Source organism: Saccharicrinis sp. 156, assembly GCF_050589685.1.
Lineage (GTDB): Bacteria > Bacteroidota > Bacteroidia > Bacteroidales > Marinilabiliaceae > Saccharicrinis.
The window spans coordinates 22,019-48,591 of sequence record NZ_JBNGOS010000012.1 but is presented as its reverse complement, the minus strand read 5'-3'; the positions used below and the strand labels follow the sequence as shown (position 1 = coordinate 48,591).

Genomic DNA, 26,573 nt, shown 5'->3' with positions numbered 1-26,573 from the left:
AAACTAATTTGGTCATTATATTTTTTTTCGATAAAATTCCCTTTCAATCAATTCAGCACTCTTTATCGCTCTTTTTAACCACTGTAATTTAATCTCCAACATTTCTTCGTCAGCCAAATGCCAATTTACGTTCTTCCGTCTTATTTCATGGGCTAAATGTTGCAATACCAAAGCTGCCGAAACTGATATATTAAAACTCTCGGTAAAACCGTACATCGGGATGCGCAAAAACTCATCCGCCTCCTCCTTGACAATATCTGATATACCTGTCAGCTCCGTTCCGAATACGATCGCCGATTTACCTCTTGAAACATCAAAATCATAAAGTTCAACATCATTGGTATGAGGAGTGGTTGCAACAATACGATACCCTTCTTTTTTTAACTTTTGCAGTGTTGACTTGGAATTGTTCTTTTCATTGTTATACTTGTTTATAGTCAGCCATTTAGTTGAACCTAGCGCTACGTCCCTGCTAACATTAAGCACGTTTCTGTTTTCGATAACATGTATATCCTGAATTCCAAAACAATCGCATGAACGAAGCACCGCACTGGCATTGTGCGATTGAAAAATATCTTCTAAAACTACAGTAATATATTTTGTCCTATCCTTTAAAACCCTATCAAACAGCGCATTCCTATTTTCCGTTACATGCTCGCTTAAAAACCGAACCAACTCCTCTTTCATCCTGAACTTATTTAACAATAAATTATTTAGACATTAAACATATATGATCAGATAACTGCAATACAACCAAACTTTCGGGTACAAAAAAAGAGAGCACCAAAAGTACTCTCTTATATTTTTTCCTTAACAGAGAACTAGTTTACAGCGTCACCTAGTTCGCTACCAGCTTTAAATTTAACTACCTTTTTAGCAGCAATTTGAATTTCTTTACCTGTCTGAGGATTTCTTCCTGTTCTTGCACTTCTCTCAGAAACAGAGAAAGAACCAAAACCGATCAAAGAAATACGGTCACCACCTTTAAGTGCGTCACTTGTAACGTTAATAAATGAATCTAACGCTTTTTTTGCGTCTGCTTTTGTTAAACCAGAATCTCCGGCGATAGCATCAATCAATTGAGCTTTGTTCATAATAATTGATAATTTTTAGGGTTAACAACTAAGTTCACCAAATTTGCTCTACAAATATAGATTATTCCTAGTATAAACCAAATCCAAAGCCAATAAAATAAAGGGATTTCGTATTTTTAACCCAAGAAATAAATAACTAATATAACCCTTAAACCCATACAATCCCACGTTAACCGCTAATTATCAACGCTCTAATCAAAATACCCAAATGGCATCAAAAAATAACCTATTTCGTATGAATATTCATTCCTTCAGATGATTCCCTATCAAAATTGCCCTACCCCCCTATGGTTTAATGTTTTATTAACATGGTTATATTATTATCTTCAATTTGATTAAAGGAGATGCTATATTGTTTTTGAGATTAAATCCTGTTTTTATTTTACATTTGCTTTTCTAAAGATGGCTTGAGGATGCCCAAAACAAACCATAAAACTATCATAATACACGAAATCTTTCGAATTCGTCCGGAAACAAGTAGTTCAGGCCCATGGAAAGATGACTAAATTGTGATGGAGGCAAAACTTTACTTATTCAACAATTATGAAAATATTACATACCGCCGATTGGCATACAGGAAAAAAACTGGAAAGCTTTACCCGTATCGAAGAGCAAACTCTTGTTTTGGACGAGATATGTAATATAGCGGATTCGGAAAACGTTAACGCTGTCATTATATCTGGCGATCTTTTTGACACGTTCAACCCATCATCGGAAGCCATTGAATTATTCTATAAAACACTGAAAAAGCTGAGCAAACAGGGTTTACGACCGGTAATAGCTATTTCGGGCAACCACGACTCGCCCGATAGAATTGAAACGGCAGATCCTTTGGCGAGAGAATGTGGCATTGTTTTTTTGGGTTACCCCAATAGCAAAACAACTCCTTTTGTACTTGAATCCGGTTTACGTGTATCAAAATCGGAGGAAGGTTTTATAGAATTTAACTTACCATATGTGGCGTATCCACTTCGTGTAATAACAACGCCTTATGCCAACGAATACAGGATGAAACAAGCTTTAGATGCGGAAGATAAGGAGGCTGACCTCAGGGATATACTGCAAAAAAACTGGCACAAAATTGCCGGCAAAAATTGCGACGACAAAGGCGTAAACATTTTGGCCACGCATTTATTTGTCATTAACAAGGGGGAAACACCCCAGAACGAACCTGAGGACGAAAAACCTATTTTGCATGTTGGCGGCGCACAAGCCATTTATACCTCTAACTTCCCTAAACAAATACAGTATGTTGCCTTAGGGCACTTGCATCGTCAACAAATCATAGCCTCAACGCATCATCCTGTAGTTTATTCGGGAAGTCCTTTGTCCTATTCTTTTGCCGAAGCTGACCAAAAAAAATATGTAATGATAGTAGATGTTGAGCCCAACCAAGAAGCCCGGGTAAAACCCGTTGAACTAATTCTGGGCAAAAAATTATTACGGATTGTAGCGGACGGAATGGAAGACGCGGAAGCTCAACTTAAAAACAGCCCCAACTGTCTAATTGAGCTCACCTTAAAAACCGATGAATATATCTCTGCCAAGGAGCGACAACACCTTCATCAGATTCATGAGGGTATTGTTACGTTGATACCTCAATTTAAAAACCGGGAACCAGAAACGCGGAATCACAAAAACATTAATATCAACAAAGATATCAGATCACTATTTTCCGATTACTTTAAGCATTCTAACGGCATTGATCCAGGTGAGAGCATACTAAACTTGCTGGATGAAGTTATTGCACAAAAAGACTCAAACGCATGATCCCTATTACTCTTACCCTAGAAGGCCTTTATTCCTACCAGAAAAGGCAAACCATAGACTTTAACAAACTTACTTCCAATCATCTTTTTGGGATATTTGGCACTGTTGGCAGTGGCAAATCATCCATTCTTGAAGCCATTACTTTTGCCCTCTATGGAAAAACCGACCGATTATTGTTAAGTGGCGACAACCGCAATTACAATATGATGAACCTAAAATCGAACCTACTATTTATTGAGTTTGATTTTTTGGCAGGTAAGGATAGCCAGGCATACAGAATTCAATATACCGCTAAGCGAAACAGCAAAAAATACCACGATGTAAAATCATCGCCTCGCACCTTTTATAAAAAGAAGGGCGAAGAATATATACCAATTAACGAAGCTGAAATTGAAAACAACATTGGTTTAAGCTATGATAACTTTAAACGAACCATTATTATCCCGCAAGGTAAGTTCCAGGAGTTTTTGCAGCTTAAAAGCACCGATCGAACCCGTATGATGAAGGAATTATTTAACCTGCAGAAATACGAGTTGTCGCCCAAAGTGAAGGATTTGGAATTGAAGAATAATGCCAATATGCAGAACCTGGAGGGCAGACTGGAACAAATTGGGGTTATTTCAACAGAACAGCTGGACGATTTGAAGTTACAACTTACCCAAGTTGAAAAAAACATAACCATACTCTCTTCTCTTCAGAAACAAAAAGACCAAACAGTGTTGGCCTTTGATAAACTCAAAGAAAACTCCGAACTGTTGGAGGATTTACAAAACAGAAAAGCAACCCTGAACCAACAAAAAAACACCATTGGTCAGCTTGAAAAAAACCTAGCCGACTACGAATACTGCCTGGTAAATTTTAAAAATACCATCGATACCTTAAGCCTTCATAAGCAAAAACTACATGCCCTTAAAGACGCCTTAAGTTTGGATTCCCAAACCTTAAAAGAAAAACAAATCGAGCATCATAAACTACAAGCAATCTTTACACAGTTAAGTGACGAATTTAATGGGTTGGATGCGTTAAAGAGGGAAGCCGAAAACCTAAAAAAATTGGTTGAGGTTAAAAGATTGAATGCCGGAGTGGAGGAAGGAACCCAAAGACTAAAAAATGGCGAAAAAACAGTGGCTCATGTTCTTGATACTATTCACAAATTAGAGCAAGAAGAAAAAATAGAACAAGCATCCCTAACCTCGTTAAAAAGGCAGCTGCCCGACATCGAGATCATCAACCAGGCTCAACAATGGCACCTGAAAGAGAATAATATTGCCGGGCGCATTGACGACGCCACGTTAGAACGAAACACCTTAATTGGGCAGACCAATAGGTTGGAGGAAGAAATACAAAACAAACTAAACGAGCAAACCCTTCCTTTTTCGCCTGACAACAAACCACTTTTGATTCAGGGACTCAGCAAAAAACTAAAAGAAGAAGAAAAAGAGCTCAAACTGTTGAATGACCGAAAAGAGCACTTACTTATTCAATCAGGACTGGAAAAATATGCAAAAGAACTGAACGCGGGGGAAGCATGTCCGCTGTGCGGCTCTGAACACCACCCAAAACCACTGAATTCTAACAAAATAAGCAACCAAATTAATCAACTAAAGAACAAAACCGATAAACAGGAAAAAATTATCCAGCAAACACGAAAACTGAACTTATTTATTGACAAACAAATTGCCGGCATAAATACCGTGGAAAACCAGCTTAAAAATATCGATATTAAAATAAACAGTCTAAAAAAGGAACGCGAAACGCATCAAAAAGGTAGTATTAAAATTTATCAAGACAAACAGCAGCTGGATAAATCCTTTGAAACGTATCGGCAGGTAAAAAAGCAAATTGAAACAAGCGAAGCCAAACTCATTCGGCTGAAAGATACTCTTTCCAAGGAAACAAAAAATAAGGAACGCTATCAGACAGTCCTAAGTGAGATTCAACGCGACCTGGACAAGAACATCAATTCTAAAGAGTTACTGGAAGGACAATTGCCCGGCGAGCTCATCATAAAACACAGGGACGACCAGAGTGAAATTATTATAGAAAGATCTCAAAAGCTGGAAAGTAAAATCTCAGAGATTAACACCAATTATGAAAAAACCCGTAAATTGGTTGAAGATAACCAGAATACCATGTCCATTCTGCAAGGCAAAATTGACGTTAACCAAAAACACCTGGAAACAGAATCAAAACAAAACTCCCTACTCGAGACAAAACTCAACAAGGATGTTGAAAAATCAGATTACAAAAGCATTGATCATGTTCTGTCCTTGCTAAAACTCGACCTGGATATTGAAGCATCTAAGCATAAGATAGAAGCGTATCATCACAGCATGCAGTCCATCGACTCTGAAATACAGAAGTTGACAAAAGAAATGGGCGAAAAAAAATATGAAGCCGAAAAACATATGCTGGCCATAGCTCAAGCCAAGGACATAAAAGAGAAATTAACAGAAGCCAACCGCCAACATGGTAAAACACAATCGATACTGACTGACCTTACTCGGAAGTTGATTTTGCAAAAGGACTTAAAAGAACAGTTGAACAAGCTGCAACTAAGAGCCGCAGATATCGATACCTTGCGAAAACTTTTTTACAAAAGTGGATTTGTCAACTATGTTTCTTCGGTTTACCTCCAGAATTTGTGTGCGACAGCCAACGAACGTTTTTACAAAATGACCCGTCAAACCCTAAGCCTTGAGTTGAGTGAGGACAATAATTTTGAGGTGCGCGATTATATGAACGGAGGTAAATTACGCAGCGTTAAGACGCTATCAGGTGGGCAAACTTTTCAGGCAGCATTAGCTTTGGCGCTGGCTTTGGCCGATAATATCCAAAGACTTACCGAAACGGAACGCAACTTCTTCTTCTTAGACGAAGGATTTGGTTCATTGGACAAGGAATCGTTAAACATAGTATTTGGTACGCTTAAGAATTTGAGAAAAGAGAATCGTATTGTTGGGGTGATATCCCACGTTGAAGAAATGCAACAGGAAATTCCCACCTACCTAAACATATCACAGGATCAAGAAACAGGAAGTCACATAGAAGAAAGTTGGAATAGGTAATACAACCTATTCCTCGTAATATCCATGCCCGTATCCGTAGCCATAACCGTAGCCATAACCATAACCATAATTCGAACCATACCCCCCCTGTTTAACATTCAGGTCGTTCAGCAAAATGCCCACATTGGTTGTGATGCCTTCTGCTTTTAAATTAGATACCGTATGTGCGAATACCTGGCGGATAGTATGGTTATGACGGACCAAAAATATTAAAGCATCCGAATGTCGCGCTAAAATATATGGATCTGCAACCACCCCCATGGGTGGTGAATCGAGTATAATAATATCAAACTGCTGACGTAACACGGCGAACAATTCACTGGTTTTATCAGAGTTAATCAATTCTGACGGATTCGGAGGAATCACGCCGGAAGGAATAATATATAAATTTTCCAACCCGGATGGGTCCGGCAAAATAATATCTTTCAGTTCAGCCTTTCCAATCAGGTAATTGGACACCCCTCCGTAATCATTCAAACCTAAAACTTTGTTCAATCCCGGTTTTCTCATGTCAAAACCGATGATAACGGTCTTTTTTCCCGACAAAGCAAATACGGAAGCCAAATTCAAGGAGCAGAAAGTTTTCCCTTCACCTGGCATAGAGGATGTTACCGTAAGAATCGGTGCTTTTTTATCGCCCACCAAAAATTCCAGCCTGGTCCGAACCCTACGGAAGGTTTCCGTAACAACAGATTTTGGGTGCGTACTTACCACGTTCACCTCCTTTTTACTACTATGGATTACCTGGCCAATAATAGGAATCGAGGTAATCTTCTCGACATCATCTACGCCGGTAATTTTATTGTTTAGCAACTGCCTGACAACCAAAATGAGTAAAGGTATTAGAAGCCCAATCATCCCGGCTTTTTGCAAATTACTTTGCAAACTTGGCGTTACTTGCCCCCCACTCCTGGCAGCTTCTAAAACTTGATGATCGGGCGTATTGGATGCCTTTTGGATTTGTGCTTCGGATCTTTTCCGTAACAAAAAGGTGAAGACCTCGTTGTTCAAGTCGAACTTACGTTCTATCCCCAGCAGCTTTCGTTCTGTTTCGGGCAAACCATATAAATCAGCTTCAAACTTGTCTTTTTCTTCCTTAATTCTACTTATTTGATCGGATAAATTTCCTTTTTGGTTCTCGATAGATTTAATCAACACTTCCTTTGCCAGCTTCAACTCCATTTCCTTTTGCTCCGAATAAGGATTAATATTGGTTTCTCCCAAAGGGATTCCCACGGCCAAACGCTCAGCATTTAAATCAATTATTTTTTGAATTTGGGAAGTCAACAACTGATTGTCAACCTTATAAATGGCCGGCGCTATAATCTCGTTATCTATTTCACTGTTAGCAAAATAGTTAATAAGGTAGTCGTAATAGTTTTGCATAATGTACAGCTCTGCAAGTTTTTGTTCCGACTCCTGTAATTGGGTAAACAAATATTCCGTTTTAGAATCGATGCTTTGAATCCTGTTAAAAGTCCTAAAACTACTCAGCTCCTTACCTGTATCGCTTAACGAATCCTTGATATTGATCAGCTGCGACTCGATAAACTTGATGGTATTGGTAGCTATCTGATTCTTTTTTTGAAGATTTGATGCAATAAACACATCGGCCAAAGTATTAAGAAACTTTATGTTCTTGCCTTTGTTGGCTCCTGTAACAGAGATTCGAACGATAGAAGACTCACCATTTTTTTCTGCTCTTAACAACCGGGAATATTGGCCCGTTAAGGCTCCCGGATGATTAAACTGAAAATAATATTGGTTTTCCGAAGACAAAGAAAATCGGCCACTCATTATCCTAAAGCGAAAATAATCCTTACTAATCCATTCGCCAATTCGATACCGCTCCGATACCTGCAATGTACCGGGTACGGAACTCATGTTACCATTACTGTAATTATAGGTGGCTTGTCCCTCTGTTGAATATTTTAACTCAAATGTATTGGCATCAATCTTTTCAATATAAAACGCAGTATTCAATAGTTGGGGATGCAATGTATCAAACTCCACCCAATAATCATATGCCGGATATATTTCGGTAGTTTTAAAGTTACCTTTTACAAAATAACTTACATTAAAATTAAGGGAGTTGATGGCATTGCTTACCATGTCCCACGAAGTTAATACAGCCAATTGATTATCCAGATTTCTCATTCCAGGCGTTAAACCGAAACCTTCCATCATATCCGTCTGGGGCATGTCATTGCCCCGCTCTTCCATCAATATCCGCATGGAAGCACTGTATATCTCGGTAACCCAGCGATGCTTGAGATACACGCCCCCCAAAGCGATTGGTAGTGTTATTGCAAACAGCCACCAATACAGAAGTATATCCCTTATTAGTTTTTTGTAATCGAGGTTTATATTTAATCCTGAATCGGTAGTGGTGTTGTTTGGTGAATTTTGCATACAATAAATAATACTTTACCGACTATCTTGTTAAAGTTACAATAGTTAAAGCCAAAGCTAATAACGAAGAAAAAATACCCAAGCTAAAAGATTCTCCAATACCCAATTGCTTGGCTCTTATGGGTCGAACATAAATTAAATCATTGGGATATATAAAATACATATCGGAACCGATAATCTTATGGTCTGTAATATCTACCATGAATGTTTTGTAGGTTCCATCCGCTTGTGGCCTAACAATTTTCACATCCTTCTTTTTACCGTAAGCTGTCAAATCACCTGCGATACCAATTGCCTCATAAATTGTGATTTGATCCTTGCTCATTTTGTGTTGTCCCGGACTCGAGACCTCACCCAATATAGTAAAAGAATTACTTCCCAAACGCACAATTAAATTGAATTCCTTCAAATAGGGTTTTAAGTCCGCTTTGATTTTTTCCTTGGCAAGCTCCAGGTTACACCCTTTCAGGTTTATTTTTCCGGCATAAGGGAAATCGATATTCATGTCGTCGTCCACCATGTACATAAAAAGGTTGTTTTGTGTTGACTGATTTACACCGGTTCCCTGTGTCGTATTGAAAAACTCCGAAAGCTTAGGGTCGAAGGTTGATACCTGGATAAACAAATAATCATTCGGCTGTAGCGTGTACTTTCCTGTAATTTCAGTAACTGCCTCGTACTCAACAATTGATTCTTTTTCCTGCAGATATAGCAATTCTTTTTGCGGTATACACGATACTGCCAAAATCAACAACAAAGGCAACCAAATAATTTTTCCCTTTAAACGCTTCATGTTAGTATGGTACATAACCGGCAAGGCCAGAACAAACAAAATGGCAAAAAGGAATATAAAAATATATTACATTGATTATCAGGGTTTTTTAATGTTTTCAACGTAAGAAATGATAAATCCTGTTATGGATTGTATAATTAAACAAGCAAAAATAATCTTTTTATGGAGATATGCACATTACACTAATGATAATTTAGGTTTTAAACATCGATTCGAGTTATTATTTTAAAACTTCTTTCTTCAATCTATTAAACTTATCAAAGATAAACCGATTGGAAAACAAAATACTCAGGAAAAGATTCATGGTACTTCCGGTAAAAATGGCCAACATAATCATTATTTGATATTTAACTGCTACCACAGGATCGCTACCTCCCAACAGTTGTCCTGTCATCATTCCCGGAAGAGAGATTAGGCCAATAACCGTCATATTGGCTATCATCGGGTTCAACCCCCTTTTTACTGCTTCAGTAATAAATGGTCGCAAGGCCAGTTTATTTTCTCCGGTATTGGTCAAGAGGAAAAAAAATAGTTCTTTTTTCTCCGTAAGGCCTTTAAAATAGGCAGTTAAGCCTACAATATTATGATTCAACGAACTTCCTAACACCATGCCTGTGATTGGCACAAAATAACGGGCATCGAAAAAATAATTGGGTTTTATTACCATTCCCAGAAAGAAACTGTCAATAACCAGTACTGATGTCAAAGCCGAGAAAAACAAGGGGACAATAAAGTATTTCCAATTCAGCCCCACTCGGGTAATAGCTGTAGAAACACCTACAAGAATCATTATAAAAACCCAACCAGTATTTACATAGGCATTGTTCAGTTCAAAGAGTTGGTCCAAATACAAAGCAATCATGCTTAATTGCACAATCATTCGCAACAAAGCTATAAAAACGCTTTTCACTATTTTAACCCTGTGATACAGAAACAATGAAACAGGTATGATCATTACCAAAAACGCCAGGCTAAGATCAAACAATTGTATGTCGATGGTTTTTCCCATAAAAGCCTACAATTCAATTACCCGGTCTACGCTTTGCAACCAGATTTTATTGTGCGATGCCGAAACAATAGTTTTCCCCTTCAACGACTTCACTGTGCTCACCAACAGCCGAACAGAATGCTCGTCTAACGATGATGTGGGTTCATCCAAAAATATTATTTCTTTATTTAAACATAGGCAAATAGCAATGATGATACGCTGTTTTTGCCCTCCACTGACGTCTGAAAAATCTTTCCCCAAATTCCTTGCGTCGACACCAAGCTGTTTTAAAAAGGTTAATACCTTTTCTTTTTGGTCCCCTATCTGCAATAGCCCCATCAATTCATTCCCATTTTTAACGGGTAAATTGATATTTTGCGGAACCCAGACAATCTTATTTCTAATCTGCCCGACTGACTTCTCATTTAGTTCGTCTCCTGCAACGATAACAGTTCCTTCATTTACCAACTCAAAACCTTGCAACAATTTCAACAACGTCGATTTTCCTTTGCCAGACTCTCCTGAAATACATACCGATTCCCCTCTCTCAATTTTTAAATTGAACCTCTTGAATACTTCCAGTTTATCGAACGAGAGGGATATGTTTTTACATTCAATCATAATCAGGTATTGAGATAGATGCTCATAAAGAATGCTTAACTTATGAACATGAAGATTAATTCTTTGCAGTGCAATTTAGAAAAAATAGCGAGAGTATTGTTTTTGTAATGAAAAAAGCATCCCACGTCAGAGACTATAAAAGGCATCCTTTAGGTGTTGTACCCAGATAGAAACCACTTCATTTATTTCACCCGTTCCTTTTAAGATACATTCCACCTTAACCCCGGCAGAAGTTAATAAATGATACCAACTGCCTTGATCATCTCCACACATATCGTTTTTTACATGACCTCCGGCCACACTCACAAAAGGCATTAAAAATACTTTGTCGATTTTGTTTCGTTTAAGCTTTACAATTATATCCTGTATCGTTGGGAATCCTTCAACTGTTGCTAAAAATACACCATCGGTTTTTTCGGCAAAGTAATAATTGAGTGCTGGATAAAAAACATTGGAAAAGTGAGGAGTGCCATGTCCCATAAGAACCACACCTTCATTCAGCTCCCTTTCCGGAAAATTAGCGATCATGGCATCTACGGCCAACTCAATATCCTGATGGGAGTATAAGAGTGGCCGTCCCACTTTCACTTTCACAGGACCTTTGGGAATTTCCGTGATACCTTTTACTGTCTGTAATAAATAATCATACTCCAAACCAGGGATAGTATGCATTGATTGAACCGCAATATGGGTATAACCGTCATCTGCCATTTTCGACAATGCCACAACCGGAGAATCAATAGCTTCTCCTTGTTCCCGCAACTTTTTTCTGATGAAGGCAGAGGTATAAGCCCATTGGATTTTTGTGCCGGGAAAAGATTTTTTCACCTCACGATGCATATTCTCCAATGCCACCTTTGAAGAAGGGACCGACGATCCGAAGGACACCAATAAAATTCCTTTCTTAATTGGTTTTTCCATTTTATTTTTCGATAGCATATGTGTAGTTCCGATTATAGGATAAATAATATCTACTGCGGTTAACTCAATCCATTGTTTGAATTACCTACCCCAATATTCACACTTCCATAAATTAATAGCTCTACCTTATTAGGAGTTTTAATGGCAGGGCTAACATACGTTTCTCCACCTCCTCATGCTTCAAAATTTAAATAAGTCGGCTTATCCGAAAATATTCTGATATCACTAAACCCTTCGTCAACAGCTTTGGAAAGTCTGGGTAAAGTAATCTTAATTTTCAGACTAGAGGTATTAAAGTTGCCATTGACAAATTTTATTTTCCATTGTAGTACTATTTCAAAAGCCTGATTCCGCCTTGTTCAATATCGATGATTTTTTGCTTATAGAGTGAGCCGACAGCTTTTTTAAAGTTCTTTTTGCTTATTCCCAAACGGCGGTTAATCTCATCTGCCGAACTTTTATCGGTCATATCTATAAATCCATTGGCCTTTTCCAGTCTATTCAACAACGACTGGGCAATGCCTTCCACTTTTCCATATCCCGGTTTTTCAAGAACCAGATCAATTTTATCGTCTTCCCTTACTTTTTTAATGTAGCCTTTAACTTTATCGCCACGCCTTAAGTTACGATAAACCTCATTGTCATAAAGTATTCCTGTATGTGTACCGTTAACAATCGCTTTAAATCCCAGTTCCGACTGATGATAAACAATCAAGTCCACTTCCTGTCCTTCCTCAAATTCCGGCGGCAGGTTATCCAGAAACTTCTCGATTTTAGACGATGCGGCTATTCTGCGGCTTTCATCATCCAGATAAACGTAAACAACATATTTCTTGCCCTTCTCCATGTCCATTTTTTGCTCACGGAACGGCACCAACAAATCCTTGGGCAAACCCCAATCCAAAAAAGCTCCTACTTTACCCACGGATACTACTTCCAAAAAAGCGAACTCTCCAACCGTTGCTTCCGGCATTTCTGTGGTGGCTATCAACCGGTCTTCCGAATCCAGATAAATAAACACTTCCAACTCGTCATCCACGGTACAGTTAACCGGTACATATCTGCGGGGCAACAGAATTTCCCCCAAATCTTCACCCGCATCTAAATAAAGGCCAAAGTCCAGGTCCTTCACCACTTTCAACACATTATATTTACCTATTTCTGTCATTGTATTTATCTATTTATATTGCAAAGATACTTTTAAAGTAGCAAGTAACAAGACGCAAGTATTAAGATGGTAAGATAAGTTTTAATCCACCACTGAGATACAAATATGGGTTGGTTTAATCCCCGTTTCCTGTATCATAACTTCAGCTTGCTTAGGAATAGTACTGCCCGATAAAACAAGTGCAGTATCGATACCAAAATTATTTCCACCAATAATATCGGTTGCCAGGGTATCCCCAACCATCAAAATTTCACGCTTCGAAATTTTGCGCTCCTTGTTCACTCTATCAAAAGCATATTTAAAAACACTGACATCCGGTTTGCCGAATCTAAAAAATTTACGATTGGCCACCGCTTCAAACATATTGGCAATACTTCCAATAGCCAACGCTGTTTCACCATTATTAACCGGATAAATTAAATCTGGATTGGCTACCACAACCGGAACATCAGTACCTCTAATTAGATTAAGGGTTTTGTTAATTCCCGGGTGAAATTCGTAACCACCATCATCAAACAGAACAATTGCTTCTATATCAGGATAGTCTTTGGGTTCAACATTTTCTATTCTTACCGGCACCAAGTCGGCACCTTTAATAAAAAACTCCGAAGTATTACGCCCCAGATATGCTACTGAAGCGCCAGGGTGAATATTTTCTTTTAAAAACGTCATGCTCATCATAGCCGACGAAATCAGGTTATCTGCTTTTATAATCTCAATACCCGCTTCGTGATAGGTTTTTGCCAGCAGCTCGGGCGAACGGGAAGCATCGTTGGTGATAATATAAAATTCGATGCCTTCTTCCTTAAGAAAATCCAACATCTCTTTTACGCCATTCATTATTCCATTGTGCTTTTTCAATACACCATAAGCATCAAAAAACACGACTTTATATTGCCGAACTACTTCTTTAAACTTTGCAATTTCCATTAAACGTTGAATAATGAGACCCTAATTTATTAAGCAAAATAAATTTATCTCATATGTTTACATGGCCGCAAAGATAATTTTTAGATCAGACTATATTCATTATGTGGCAAAAATTGTTTTTAGATTTGTTTGATAGCTATTAGATAGGCATTGTGACATATTTATACTCAAATCTAATCTCCTTTCTTAAAAACCAAAGTATCCGTTTCATTCTCCAATATTAGATATAAGTCATTGAAGTTATATTTAAGTGCTTTACCCGAAATTGCTTTTGTGAATTTTGGTTCAACCACATCGTTGAGGCAAGCCCTTTTTGTGCTCAAAACTGCAGTGAAACAAATTTCTTCCCTTCCAAAATAAATGTTTGATGAAAAATTATTGCACCCTAAAAAACCCATGGCTTTTCCTTTATCCAAATAAATTTCCATGAACGGATGGTTGCGAAGGCCTGAAGCATCTAGCTTTTCTCCATTGATCTTATCCAGGTTCCACCTATCATGTAAACCAATGGCACCATAAAATTCACCCTCACCATTAAACACTTGTAACGATTTAGTTTTATGGTCTTCATAAGCCACAACAACATCAAATGGCTTTTCTCCAGGCAGAATAAACTTTTTTTCTTTGTTTTTAATACTTACGGTCAGTTTTCCGTCTTTGCTGATCACTTCGTGTGTTGCCTCCGAACCTTTTAATCCTTTACCCAGCGCAAGTATATTTACTTCAAAATCTTTCTCCAATTGGGATGATGTGAATCTTACCTTTTTATCAAAATCAATTTCCAGCAACCAAACCGAGTCATTTCCCGAGGCCAAGAAATCTACTCCTTTCTTTTGCATTTCGTAATTGACATTTGATTCCTGCATACTTAATATAGCACCTTGCTCTTTATGCGTTTTATCTTTTAAGGTTGCGCAAGCGCATGCAAAGAAAACAGTAAATGTTATTAAAATATTCCTTATCATATGAACTACCTTTTTGTTATTGTTGAAAAACTAATTTACACATTAATTTTCAACCATAGTAAGTTGAAATAAATAATATTCAGGATTAGTTACGCAATAGGTAAGGCATGAGAAGAAATATTCCTCTGTGTCAACTTAATCCTGATCTATTGAATTCCTCCGGCAAAAATCTTATTATTTAAGCCTTGATTGGATTCTATTGCAAATCCTGCAAATCTTGTCTGAAGAAATAAACCCAAGTTCTCTGGTGTTCATTCATTAACGTTTTCCATCCATTAAACATTCCTTAACAATTAAAAACTACCCAAGGTACTTTAAGCTCAATTATAATACCTATTTTTGCGCGCATTTTATTGAATAGATCGTCAGATTTTAGACATAAGATAATATACTTATTTTCAAGATATATTAAGCTACTAAATTACAGGCAATATCTCTGTTCCAGTCTACAAACCCAACAAGCTAGCTTAGCCATAAGACTATTTAAGTGAAAATAAAAAAAACGATATAAATGATTACAGTTTCGAATTTAAGGATTCAGTTTGGGAAAAGGGTTCTTTTTCAGGATGTGAATTTAAAGTTTACACAAGGCAATTGCTATGGTATTATTGGAGCCAATGGCGCCGGAAAATCTACCCTTTTAAGAATATTGAGCGGCGAATTGGATTCAACCGGCGGAACGGTTGTTTTTGGCCCCAATGAACGTTTGTCCGTGCTTAAGCAGGACCATCACGAATTTGATGAACTGACTGTTTTAGATACCGTGATGATGGGACACACTCATCTTTGGGAAGTGATGCACGAAAAGGATGCTTTATATGCCAAACCCGATTTTACGGACGAGGATGGTATCAAAGCTTCGGAGTTGGAGGAGAAATTCGCAGAAATGGACGGCTGGAATGCAGAGAGTGATGCGGCCAGTTTGTTAAGCGGATTGGGTATCAAGGAAGATTTGCACACCACCCAAATGAGTACTTTGAGCGGTAAGCAAAAAGTAAAAATCCTTTTGGCCCGCGCCCTATTCGGTAAACCTGAAAACCTCCTGCTGGATGAGCCTACCAACGACCTGGATCTGGATTCGGTGAGTTGGTTGGAACATTATCTGTCGAACTTCGAAAATACGGTATTGGTGGTATCCCACGACCGTCACTTCCTGGACTCCATCTGTACGCATACGGTTGACATTGACTTTGGTAAGGTTCAGTTATTCTCGGGTAACTACAGTTTCTGGTACGAGTCGAGTCAGTTGGCGCTTCGTCAGCAACAGCAACAAAACAAGAAGGCCGAGGAAAAGAAAAAAGAGCTTCAGGAGTTTATTGCCCGCTTTAGTGCTAACGTGGCCAAAAGTAAGCAGACCACCAGTCGTAAAAAGATGTTAGAAAAATTAAACGTGGAAGAAATTCACCCTTCCACCCGTAAGTATCCTGCCATCATTTTTACCCCGGAAAGAGAGCCGGGAAATACCATTTTGGAGGTTCGAGATTTAAGTGCTTCCATCGAGGGAGAAACCTTGTTCAAAGACGTTTCGTTTAATGTGGAAAAAAACGATAAAATCGTTTTCCTTTCTAAAGACCCTCGAGCCATGAGTGCTTTGTTTGACATTATCAACGATATACACAAACCGGATACCGGGGAATACCGCTGGGGTCAGACCATTACCAAAGCCTATCTCCCTGTTGAAAACTCTGGGTTCTTTAATAACGACATGAATATTCAGGATTGGCTGGCACAGTATTCTCATGATACAACCGAAATTTTTATCCGAGGCTACTTAGGTAAAATGCTTTTTTCAGGAGAGGAAATCTACAAGAAAAGCAAAGTGCTTTCCGGTGGCGAAAAAATGCGTTGTATGATTGCGCGTATGATGTTAAAGAATGCCAACACCATGATTTTAGATACGCCTACTAACCACCTGGACCTGGAATCTATACAGGCTTTTAACGAGAAGCTGGAGCAGTTTAAAGGAATCGTGTTGTTCTCCAGCCACGACCACGAATTTATTCAAACAGTAAGTAATCGCATCATCGAGTTAACACCGTCGGGAATTATCGACAAGCAGATGGACTATGACGATTACATTGCCGACGAAGAGTTGATGAAAAGAAGAGACAGTATGTACGTTTAAATACAACTTTGTAACTTCATAAAGTTAAAAGTAACAAGTTGAACGTTTTTAGCACTTGACTTACAAAACGTTCATTTGGTTTAATGATGACATTAATGGCTATTGGTTTAACAAAGGTTAGCCAATAGCCATTCTTACTAATACTATTGGGGGATTTCTGAACTCCCCATTATAAATAGGAATTTGTTTATCGGTTGATAGATTTTTATATCAGATGAAGTACCTAATACTACAGCATCCCGGGCACAACCGGGTTTATTACAGTATAGCCGACAAGTTAGCGTTGGCAGAATTAAAATTGGCCAGCACAAGATTATCAGCTGATTGCACCAATATTGATATTGTAGAGATTAAAAATATCCGCTATTTATCCATCGAATCAGATGGCACTCTTACCCCAAAAGATTTAAATTTAATAGCGAGGCTATCCTTTGTTTTTGCCATTTTTGTGCTGAAGCACAAGGACAATGAAGATTATTTAATTCCAATACAAAGGGACGAATACGAATACCTGAACAATAAAATCAGCTCGCTCCTTAAATACCCCGGCAAAACCAACGAGTTATTTACCAAGATGATGATTAACGTTGCTATGCTTTCAAGTGATTTTACCTACGGCGATAAAATAAAAATGCTGGACCCGGTTGCCGGGAAGGGAACCACTTTGTTTGAAGGAACAACCTATGGCTTTGACACATACGGTATTGAAATAGAACCAAAGTCGGTGCACGAAGCGAGTATTTTTTTTAGGAAATATTTGCAGACAGAAAGAGTAAAACATCTAATGAGCAAGAAGCAGATTTATGGTTCAAATAAATCTGATGCTGTGGAGATTCAGAAATTTGAATATGCTACCAGCAAAGAACAATTCAAATCAAGAGAAACGATCAAAACCCTGGGTATGGTGAATGGCAATTCTCAAAATGCTTTTAAATATTTTAAAAAGGAATTGTTTAACATTATTGTTGGTGACTTACCCTATGGCATTGCGCATGGAAACGTAAAAGGTAAAAAAACTGCCTCCAAAACCAGAAACCCATCCCACCTTCTGGATGAATGTTTACCGGAATGGGTGAAAGTATTAAAAAAAGGCGGCGCAATAATCGTAGCATGGAATTCCTTCATTGTTAACCGACAAAAACTTTCGGAAACATTTACTAAACATGGACTTGAGGTATTATCTGATTCTCCTTACGACGAATTTGAACATATGGTGGACAAATCTATAAAAAGAGATATTGTTGTGGCCAGGAAAAGGTAAAAGACATGTAAAAGAAGCAGGGGATCAGATCCTAGGGAAATTGAAACAACAATGTCGCTTTTGATTAGGTATACACTGGCAACAGAACATCCTTAATTTTTACGAACGTAAAATTTTCCTGATATCTCCGCTTTGTTAACCAATATAGTCCGGTAAAAATAAACACCTGAAGATAAATCGGAGATATCCATACTAAACGCATTGTCCTGAATACTCCGGTATATAATTTGCTCCCCTGATAAATCATAGATTATAATAGAGGCAATCGGAACGGCCGAAGTACCTCTAACTTCATCAATAACAGGGTTTGGGTATAAATTCCAGCGATATCGTTCCTTGTTTGAAGGAACACCTGGAGCGATATTTAAATCCATATTCTGTATTACCTCTCTAACCCATTGGGCATACATTTGACCACTGGGATGTAGATTATCGCTGGCAATATATTGCGGCTTTTCCTCTGCTTCTCTGCTAATAGTTGTTATATCAATATAGGTAACGCCTAATTCTTCTGAAATTCTTCTGTTCACCTGGTTGTACATATCTATCTGGGCACTAATCGTCGCCCTGTTATAAGTACCAAAAGGAGTGTAGCCATAATCCGGAATGGACAAAACAAATACGCCAGCAACCTTGCCTCCACAAAATTGAATGGCCTGGTTTAATAATTGCCTAAACTCTGTTGGGTATTTTTCAAAACTGGTTCCCTGAAACTGATTATTTACACCAATCAATAGGGATACCAGGTTGTAATCATTCGAAGGGTTTTGCAGCTCAATATTATTCTGTAGGTCATCCGTTCTCCAACCTGTGCGTGCTATAATTTCAAGCTTGCCAATGGTAAAACCACGATTCTCCAGATAACTAGCCAGCTGATTTGGCCACCGTTCCGAAACAAGCACACTTTGCCCGATGGTATATGAATCTCCCAACGCCAAAAAACGAATAGGGTTACTTACGAGTATCTCTTGACCTCTTGATGCAATACCCAAAAACAGAAAAAATATGAACAGGGTTATTTTTTTCACGGATTACTGTAATAAAAAACGATTCTTACAACTTGCTTAAATTATAACAGACAACATGCATATTGGTTGTTTTTATAAGCCATAACGAACGGTTAACAATTCATAATTAAGCACCCATAAGGATTTTACTTATGGCTATACTTGCCCACTTTTGAGATGATTGGCAATTCAACACCCTCTATTATTTCGAACAGAAATATATTAGCATTAATAAGAATAATTGGTGACTTCTTTAATTTTTGGGTACTCAGCTGCCAGGTTAAAAAGAGTAACGCAAACGACAAGACGGTACACTGCATCCAAACAGACTTTGCAAGCTTTTGAAATCCTTATTGACTTACATTCTTGTTCTTTGTATATTTACCTAACTTACTCTCAGTAATTTATACTTTCCCGGACGAAACCCGGTGCAGTATCAATTAAATATTTATTGATCGATAACTCAAAATAACCGTCGATTGCTAAAAAAAAGGAATTCTAATAAAACTTTAAAACTATAATGTTATGCCAGCAGTAACTCCACCTAAAGATCACATGATCAGCAACGCTGAAACACGGGCAGCCAACCTTACAAGTGGCAAAAACTCCGAAATACCGGCCACCAAACAATTTGTCGTAAATGCAACCGGGAACCTATTTGTTGCAACAACACTCAACGGTGTCGATACTGATCATGTAACCATATCTAACGAAGCGGAAGAAGCCTTTGGCCAGGTAAGTTTGTTTTTTGCTGCTATGACCAAAGCAATGACAGAGGCTGGGGCCAATCTATATGATTATGATGCTTTAGACAAACTAGTCTCTTCTTCTGGCCTCTTTGTTAAGGTAACCCAAAGCAATATTCGTTTCATAAGCAGTCAATGGGGACTTACCATCGGAAACCAATTGATCCAAACGCTTTTCGGTTTGAGCGGTAACCTGGCATCTATCGGGAAATCACTGATGGATATGATTGTTGGCATGGGAGAAGAATCCATTAAAATTGAGTCGGAGAGTTCAAGTAAAAAAACAAGAGTTGGTACCATTGTTTTTGTTTGTGAGTATTTATTGGGAGCAGTCTCTATAACTCCGATTATAATTTCTGTTGATGCCAAAGAAGCTGCAAGAATTATGAAAGCGGGACCTTGCCTCAGTTTTGAAAATAAAAGGTATGAAATCTCCATTCGTAAAGCGGTTTACCTATTCGTTCCCCCTTCCTTTGTCAAACACGCGGTATCTCTAAATGAGGCGATGTCAGATCCGGAATTTAACAACCTAGTTGAATCCATTAAGTCTGCTATTTCCGAAAACGAAGGAGGTCAACCTACTCCTAAACCAGGCGGAAGCGGGAAATAACCTGGGTTAAACATAACAGAATATTAACCGCTAATACTACAACAGGCAATTATGCAAGGCCGTAAATGCTTGTCAAAACCATATGTAACTAAACCCATTATAATGTTTAAAAAAATCTGGCGTTATTTAAAAGGGAACAACGATAAGGAAGCTCAGTCATATTATACCCCCATGACCAAGCATTATGTATTTAACGAAACAGGTAATATAATGCTTTGTGCCACCACTGACAGTATCCAAAATTTCGATCAGGATATTAAAGATTCTTTTATTGATGTCAGTGTGTTTTTTACGGCTATGACTAAAGCCGTGCACTCCGTCAAAAATGATGTGACCGATAAACCGTTCACTATATACAACTACCAAGCGGTGAAAAATATTTTAAACCAGTCCGGAATGTTTATTGAAATGAATGTGGAAGAAGGAGTTTTTAGCCATAAAGGTGTTGGCGGCCCCATGGGGAAAGAACTTATCCAAACTGTTTTAAACCGCAATTTTTCTGATTCAAAACTAAACTTCTCAAAAAGTATGTTCAACGGCATGGCATATCAGGTTAAAGGTGTCCAGGATAAACAAAACCTTAGTGACAGGGATCGCAAACTGTGCCGCAGCGGCAATATCTTCTTTATTTGTGAACTACTGCTGGGTCTACCTCAAACAACTGCTGTATTGGTAAATATTGAAAGTAAAAGCATTGATGAAAAATCCCAAAAAGATAATGATGCAAAAGATATCTTCGAATTAGGCAAAGTTGACGAACGCACACACCAGTATCTGGGAATAGAGCGGGAGTGGAAATTTAAAAAACGAACCTATTTATTTGCACCACCCAAATTCCTTAAAAATAACATAACAGCCTTAAGTGATGCCAACGCTCCGGAATTTGATGATTTAATAGAAGCTTTAGCTGATAGATTAGTGAAACAGGTGAAGGAACAGGGCTAGGCGTAGTCAAAGGAACATTAAGAACTGAATGATTATCATATTTAATGCATATAAGTGCAAGTGTTTAGAAAGAAAAAAACTAATACTTGGCCCCAAAACTTTTATTATCCAGCTCAATTACCTCCAAATCTTTAATCTCACCCTTATCCAGCGCAAACCGGATGGCCGTCCGCACTGCGTGAAAACCGGAACGGCCCGCAGCCCCTGGGTTCATATGCAGGCAATTGATTTTATCATCGTAAATTACCTTTAGGATGTGCGAATGACCGCAAATAAATAGTTTGGGCGGGTTCTTGTATATTTCTGATTTTACAGATGGGGAGTATCTGCCTGGATAACCACCAATATGGGTGACCCAAACATCAACTCCGTCACATTCGAAACGAAGATGTTCCTTCAGGTCGGCCCTAATTTGTGCATCATCAATATTACCAAAGACAGCCCGGGTTGGTTTTAGATCGCGCAGGGCATCAAGTACTTTTACATCTCCAATATCACCGGCATGCCATATTTCATCGCAATCGGCAAAAAGTTCCTTAAATCTGGGGTCGAAATAAGAGTGGGTATCCGATAATAGTCCTATACGAGTCATCAATTAAAGTTTTATTTTGCCCGAAAATAGCTTATTTTAGACAATAAATAATCGCATAAAGAAGAAATACAAAAGTATAAAGGTTTTAAATTATAAATGTTTGACCGATAAACTTGATACTTCATAAATGAAAAAACTAATATTAGTGCGTCACGCCAAAACAGAGCAGGTTTACGATTACAGCAAATCTGATTTTGACCGCAAGCTTATGTCACGCGGCCATAAAGATTCTGTGATTATTGCAGAGCAACTTAAAGCAAAAAGTATTCTTCCAAGTCTTTTTGTTACCAGCAAGGCTAAACGAGCCAAGCAAACTGCCAAGATTTTTGCAGAACATCTGGGATATCCAGAGGATAAAATACGGAAAGAACAGTTTATTTACGATGGTTATACTACTTCAGAGATGCTCAGTTATTTATCTAAGGTAGGAGAAGCACATGATACCATCATCGTTTTTGGTCATAACCCGGATATTGCCGGCTTAACCGTAAATCTGATTACTGAAGACCTATGGCACTTTCCTACGAGTTGCACAACGGTGATTAATTTTGCCGCTGATACCTGGAACGACGTTGAAGCCAGAGCCGGAAAAGTTGAGCTATATATTTATCCAAAGATGTTTAAAGAATAAAAGAAACTGGGAACAAGGTATATGGTAATAAAGTTATAAAAGCGCAAGGGTATTAGGTTGAATTGTGCAATTGAGTAAACAATGTTCATCAACCCATCGTATTTAAAAAATTTGTAATTCATCAATTTTCATATGGGATACTTTGCCTGCTCCCGCATGCGTTTCGGGAATTGGATCTACTTTATATATTTTGATACGGATATTCTGAATGTTTTTAGCCTGACAAGCTAAGCTATTCGTTTTTATATTACGCCCTTGCGTATAATTCTCTGCAATGTCTCCTGTATCTCCTATTTTTATGTATTCACCATTTATATCTGCAAACACCTCGAATCGGGCTATGGCATATAAACCATGTAAGGTATGCCTTAACGATCGTAACGTTATAGTATTTATATTTTTGGGTTCAGGCAGCTTTACCTCAATCAGGCAATCCCCATGAAACGCTACCCAGCTTGTATCGCCTGATTGCAAAAATTCGCCATAAGACAAATCTGTTAAGGACTGAAGATTATTATTGGTTTCTCCTTCGATAAGTCGCATTTCTGCCCCAGCAGCCTGATGAATTTGAAATACTTGATTTAACACATCTCCCATCCTTTTATCTTTATCAAAAATGGCAGCCTTTAGCGTTGCTGTTTTATTAATCTCAATCGTATCTGTATACATCGGACTCTGCATATTCGGTTCCGATCCATCTAAGGTATATCGGATCACTGGATCTGATATTTCAGAAGTAAACCAAACTTCAATCCTCTTACCATTCCCTTTATGATGCACCCAAGGATTAAACACGCTCTTTGCGTGCCTGATACCCTTTTTATCCATCAACTCCATATGCGGTATCAGTCTGTCGACAAAATCATCCCAATTTTTATTTCTTTGTTGTGTCCATGCGTTTTCTGCCGCTGCAAACAATCTAGGGAAAGCCATATAAGTAAGCTTTCCCCAATCAGAAACACTTTCTGTCCAAAGATTTGCCTGGGTACCGATGATATATTTCCCTTGTTCTTTACTTAACTCATTAGGTATAACCGAATAAGCATACACATCAGATAACAAACTTTGTCCATACCCTAAATTAGGCTCGTACGAGGACTGGCCCTGTTTAAAATCAAGATAATGGTATTTGAATGGACACATCACTACATCGTGGTTCATCTGAGCAGCTTTAATTCCACCTTTTTCGCCCCTCCACGACATAACTGTTGTATTAGGAGCCAATCCTCCATCTAATACCTCATCCCAACCCATCATTTTTTTTCCATTTGCCCTTACCAATTCCTCCATTTTATGAATAAAATAGCTTTGCAATTCACGAGTATCTTTTAAACTATTTGATTTCATAAAATCATTACATTGATCATGCTTTTCCCAGTAATGCCTATAGCACTCGTCGCCACCAATATGGATATATTCCATCGGAAATAATTCAGCCACTTCTTTAATGACACTACTCATCATTTGATACGTGGCCTCATTACTTGGGCACAAAGTATTATTCAAACGACTCCATCCAGTTGCCACATAGGTTTTATTTTTTGAACACGACAATTCGGGATATGATGCAATAATGGCCCTTGAGTGACCGGGCACATCAATCTCAGGGAGGATTTGTATATTCCTTTCATGCGCATAAGCGATTAACTCTTTTAACTCACTTTTCGTATAATATCCGCCATAAGTAGCTTTATCCCCTTTTTTCTGTTCAGGCCTTCCCCAGTAGCTATTTACATTTTCATCCGTTGTATTATAATCAACCCGCCACGAACCAATTTCGTTTAGTTTAGGATAACTCTCAATTTCCATTCTAAATCCCTGATCGTCGCTTAAATGCATATGAAACACATTTAACTTCAACTCTACCATATAATCTAGGACCTGTTTTAGCTGATCGACCGTTTGCATATGTCTAACCACGTCAAGCATAAACCCTCGCCATACAAATGCAGGTTCATCTTCTATCAATAGGCCAGGAATAGTTATTCGTGTAGTATTCTCCTCATTATTGGTTGCGATTAGTTGCTTTAATGATTGCAATGCGTATACTACTCCGCCATAAGAAGATGAATAAATTGAAATATTGTTATTTGTAATTTCCAGATTATATGCATCACTTTTTAGCTCAGGTTTATGCTCAATAATAATCTGATTTTCATAATTAATTGCTTCCGCCATTGGAATTATAGATCCAGCTATCTTGCTCAATTCCTTTTGAAAATATACGCTGCAATTTAGCAACTCTTCGTTGTCTGTATTAAATACAATATTTGTATTTTTATTAAGCACAAAAGCAGAAGAAATATCTACCACCTTGAGGGGCTTGGGAATTATCTTTATTTGCTTCTCCCTATTCGTATGACAACTAACCCATAAAACAGTTAAACCTATCAGTAATATCAATTTATTCATAGCGATCATTCTTATCAACATTAAAACTAAATATTAACACATTACGTTTGTTTATAATAACCCGGTAAAATTCTAGACAAAGTAAACAGCAACTGTTCTCTTTTTCCGTCAACCTATAAAGCATCAAATACTACCATGTGATAGTTGACCATTGGCTATCAACTTGCAACCGATAACTGTTAATTAATCACGCCTGATCCTATCAGTTCATCATCCACATACCAGGCAGCAAACTGACCAGCGGCAATACCCCGTTGCGGTTCATCAAACACCACATACATACCTTCTTTTCTTCTGTGAATAACTCCGCTTTGCAACGGTTGGCGATAACGGATACGAATTTTCAACCTACGGCTCTCCCCTACTTCCATGGCCAAATCCGGCCGAACCCAATGTAACTCGTCGGCATTAACTTTTAGCACCTGACGAAACAAGCCGGGATTCTCTTTGCCCATACCCACATATACCTGGTTGTATTCTATGTTAGTTCCGATGATAAACAAGGGTTCAGGGAACCCCCCAATATTTAAACCCTTACGTTGACCAATGGTATAAAAATGCGCTCCACCGTGCTCTCCTACTTTTTTACCATATTTAGGATGAAACATATATGGTTTTGATAAATCCTCCAACAGTTCATCCGAAGGATTATCTTTGGCTTGTTGCCAGTCTCGCTGATACAATTCAGCTTCGTTATCGATCAAGAAAACCTTGCCTTTTTTGGCTTCGAGCTTTTGCTGAAGAAATACAGGTAAGTCCACTTTACCCACAAAACATATTCCCTGTGAATCTTTTTTATGGGCGGTTACTAGATTCAACTCGTTGGCAATCCTGCGCACCTCTGGTTTAATAATATCCCCAACAGGAAACAAAGCTTTAGAAAGCTGTTCTTGCGAAAGCTGGCAAAGGAAATAACTTTGGTCTTTGTTGTTATCGCTACCTGCCAGCAGACGATGATATTCTTTGCCGTCTTTTTCAATGGTTTCCTTACGACAATAATGCCCCGTAGCAACATAGTCGGCTCCCAGCTCAAAACATTTATCCAGAAAAACATCAAATTTAATTTCCCGGTTGCAAAGCACATCCGGATTTGGTGTGCGACCTTTTTCGTACTCGGCAAACATATAATCCACCACACGCGCACGGTATTGCTCACTCAAATCCACAAAATGAAAAGGAATATCTAACTTTTTAGCCACAGCCATAGCGTCGAATTTATCATCCAACCAAGGACAATCCGCTTCGAGTACACCGGTAGTATCATGCCAGTTTTTCATAAACAAACCGATCACCTCATAGCCTTGTTCCTTCAACACATAAGCTGCTACACTTGAATCAACTCCACCCGATAATCCTATGACTACTTTCTTCTTTTGCATTTTAATTCCTCTTCTTATTCTTGTACAAAAAATTAGCGCACAAAGATAAATTAAATTAGTAACATGTCATTCCTCAAATCATAAAACTTAAAAATGGTTGTTTCACAGCCGGTTCTAGGCCACAGATGAAGCAGA

The 26,573-nt window shown here is 38.2% G+C and carries 21 protein-coding genes; 7 read left to right on the top strand and 14 right to left on the bottom strand.

The genetic code is table 11. The features are described from left to right. Positions 1-15: 15 nt before the first annotated feature. On the bottom strand, positions 16-687 hold the full coding sequence (locus tag ACRD64_RS09195) for a TrmH family RNA methyltransferase (protein WP_430933023.1): 672 nt from the start codon (positions 685-687) through the stop codon (positions 16-18). Positions 688-821: 134 nt separating this feature from the next. Further along, the gene (locus ACRD64_RS09190; RefSeq protein ID WP_430933021.1) at positions 822-1,094 is read right to left on the bottom strand and encodes an HU family DNA-binding protein; all 273 of its coding nucleotides are present in this window, start codon (positions 1,092-1,094) and stop codon (positions 822-824) included. A 543-nt stretch (positions 1,095-1,637) separates the two neighbouring features. Between ACRD64_RS09190 and ACRD64_RS09185 the strand changes: the two genes are divergently transcribed. Together ACRD64_RS09185 and ACRD64_RS09180 are read left to right on the top strand one after the other, a co-directional pair. Next, positions 1,638-2,864 carry a metallophosphoesterase family protein gene (locus ACRD64_RS09185; RefSeq protein ID WP_430933020.1) on the top strand — a complete coding sequence of 409 codons (1,227 nt, stop codon included), beginning with the start codon at positions 1,638-1,640 and terminating at the stop codon, positions 2,862-2,864. After that, complete coding sequence (locus ACRD64_RS09180; protein WP_430933019.1) at positions 2,861-5,932, top strand: AAA family ATPase; 3,072 nt, start codon at positions 2,861-2,863, stop codon at positions 5,930-5,932. Before ACRD64_RS09185 ends, ACRD64_RS09180 begins: the two co-directional genes overlap by 4 nt. A 6-nt stretch (positions 5,933-5,938) precedes the next feature. On the opposite strand, the gene ACRD64_RS09175 is transcribed toward ACRD64_RS09180, so the two are convergent. The 8 genes from ACRD64_RS09175 to ACRD64_RS09140 form a co-directional block, all read right to left on the bottom strand. Further along, positions 5,939-8,344, bottom strand: a complete 2,406-nt coding sequence (locus ACRD64_RS09175; protein WP_430933018.1) for a polysaccharide biosynthesis tyrosine autokinase — start codon at positions 8,342-8,344, stop codon at positions 5,939-5,941. Positions 8,345-8,366: 22 nt separating this feature from the next. Beyond that, entirely contained in the window at positions 8,367-9,137 is a 771-nt protein-coding gene (locus tag ACRD64_RS09170; RefSeq protein WP_430933017.1) for a polysaccharide biosynthesis/export family protein, read from the bottom strand. Positions 9,138-9,357: 220 nt separating this feature from the next. Continuing rightward, positions 9,358-10,146: an ABC transporter permease gene (locus ACRD64_RS09165; protein ID WP_430933016.1), complete on the bottom strand. Its 789-nt coding sequence runs from the start codon at positions 10,144-10,146 to the stop codon at positions 9,358-9,360. Positions 10,147-10,152: 6 nt separating this feature from the next. Beyond that, positions 10,153-10,746, bottom strand: a complete 594-nt coding sequence (locus ACRD64_RS09160; RefSeq protein ID WP_430933015.1) for an ABC transporter ATP-binding protein — start codon at positions 10,744-10,746, stop codon at positions 10,153-10,155. Positions 10,747-10,872: 126 nt separating this feature from the next. Beyond that, positions 10,873-11,667, bottom strand: coding sequence for a sirohydrochlorin cobaltochelatase (locus ACRD64_RS09155; RefSeq protein ID WP_430933014.1), 795 nt, complete (start codon positions 11,665-11,667; stop codon positions 10,873-10,875). Between the two features lie 331 nt (positions 11,668-11,998). Continuing rightward, positions 11,999-12,835, bottom strand: coding sequence for a CvfB family protein (locus tag ACRD64_RS09150; protein ID WP_430933013.1), 837 nt, complete (start codon positions 12,833-12,835; stop codon positions 11,999-12,001). A gap of 81 nt (positions 12,836-12,916) precedes the next feature. Then, complete coding sequence (locus tag ACRD64_RS09145; protein WP_430933012.1) at positions 12,917-13,765, bottom strand: HAD-IIA family hydrolase; 849 nt, start codon at positions 13,763-13,765, stop codon at positions 12,917-12,919. Between the two features lie 173 nt (positions 13,766-13,938). Then, the gene (locus tag ACRD64_RS09140) at positions 13,939-14,730 is read right to left on the bottom strand and encodes an META domain-containing protein (RefSeq protein WP_430933011.1); all 792 of its coding nucleotides are present in this window, start codon (positions 14,728-14,730) and stop codon (positions 13,939-13,941) included. A gap of 511 nt (positions 14,731-15,241) precedes the next feature. Between ACRD64_RS09140 and ACRD64_RS09135 the strand changes: the two genes are divergently transcribed. Together ACRD64_RS09135 and ACRD64_RS09130 are read left to right on the top strand one after the other, a co-directional pair. Then, complete coding sequence (locus ACRD64_RS09135) at positions 15,242-16,855, top strand: ABC-F family ATP-binding cassette domain-containing protein (RefSeq protein ID WP_430933010.1); 1,614 nt, start codon at positions 15,242-15,244, stop codon at positions 16,853-16,855. A 214-nt stretch (positions 16,856-17,069) separates the two neighbouring features. Then, entirely contained in the window at positions 17,070-18,116 is a 1,047-nt protein-coding gene (locus ACRD64_RS09130) for a TRM11 family SAM-dependent methyltransferase (RefSeq protein ID WP_430933009.1), read from the top strand. A gap of 92 nt (positions 18,117-18,208) precedes the next feature. Here the strand turns inward: ACRD64_RS09130 and ACRD64_RS09125 are convergent, their stop codons facing one another. Beyond that, on the bottom strand, positions 18,209-19,144 hold the full coding sequence (locus ACRD64_RS09125; RefSeq protein WP_430933008.1) for a GDSL-type esterase/lipase family protein: 936 nt from the start codon (positions 19,142-19,144) through the stop codon (positions 18,209-18,211). A gap of 504 nt (positions 19,145-19,648) precedes the next feature. Here ACRD64_RS09125 and ACRD64_RS09120 point away from each other — a divergent pair. Both ACRD64_RS09120 and ACRD64_RS09115 read left to right on the top strand, forming a co-directional pair. Then, positions 19,649-20,479 (top strand): hypothetical protein, encoded by an 831-nt coding sequence (locus tag ACRD64_RS09120; RefSeq protein WP_430933007.1) that lies wholly within the window; start codon positions 19,649-19,651, stop codon positions 20,477-20,479. Positions 20,480-20,581: 102 nt separating this feature from the next. Next, complete coding sequence (locus ACRD64_RS09115; RefSeq protein ID WP_430933006.1) at positions 20,582-21,424, top strand: hypothetical protein; 843 nt, start codon at positions 20,582-20,584, stop codon at positions 21,422-21,424. Between the two features lie 79 nt (positions 21,425-21,503). On the opposite strand, the gene ACRD64_RS09110 is transcribed toward ACRD64_RS09115, so the two are convergent. Then, on the bottom strand, positions 21,504-22,016 hold the full coding sequence (locus ACRD64_RS09110) for a metallophosphoesterase family protein (protein WP_430933005.1): 513 nt from the start codon (positions 22,014-22,016) through the stop codon (positions 21,504-21,506). 127 nt (positions 22,017-22,143) lie between these two features. Here ACRD64_RS09110 and ACRD64_RS09105 point away from each other — a divergent pair, with 127 nt between their 5' ends. Further along, the gene (locus ACRD64_RS09105; protein WP_430933004.1) at positions 22,144-22,647 is read left to right on the top strand and encodes a SixA phosphatase family protein; all 504 of its coding nucleotides are present in this window, start codon (positions 22,144-22,146) and stop codon (positions 22,645-22,647) included. A gap of 102 nt (positions 22,648-22,749) precedes the next feature. Here ACRD64_RS09105 and ACRD64_RS09100 read toward each other — a convergent pair whose 3' ends face one another. After that, complete coding sequence (locus tag ACRD64_RS09100) at positions 22,750-25,059, bottom strand: beta-N-acetylhexosaminidase (protein ID WP_430933003.1); 2,310 nt, start codon at positions 25,057-25,059, stop codon at positions 22,750-22,752. Positions 25,060-25,238: 179 nt separating this feature from the next. Then, positions 25,239-26,438, bottom strand: coding sequence for a tRNA 2-thiouridine(34) synthase MnmA (gene mnmA, locus ACRD64_RS09095; RefSeq protein ID WP_430933002.1), 1,200 nt, complete (start codon positions 26,436-26,438; stop codon positions 25,239-25,241). Positions 26,439-26,573: the final 135 nt, after the last annotated feature.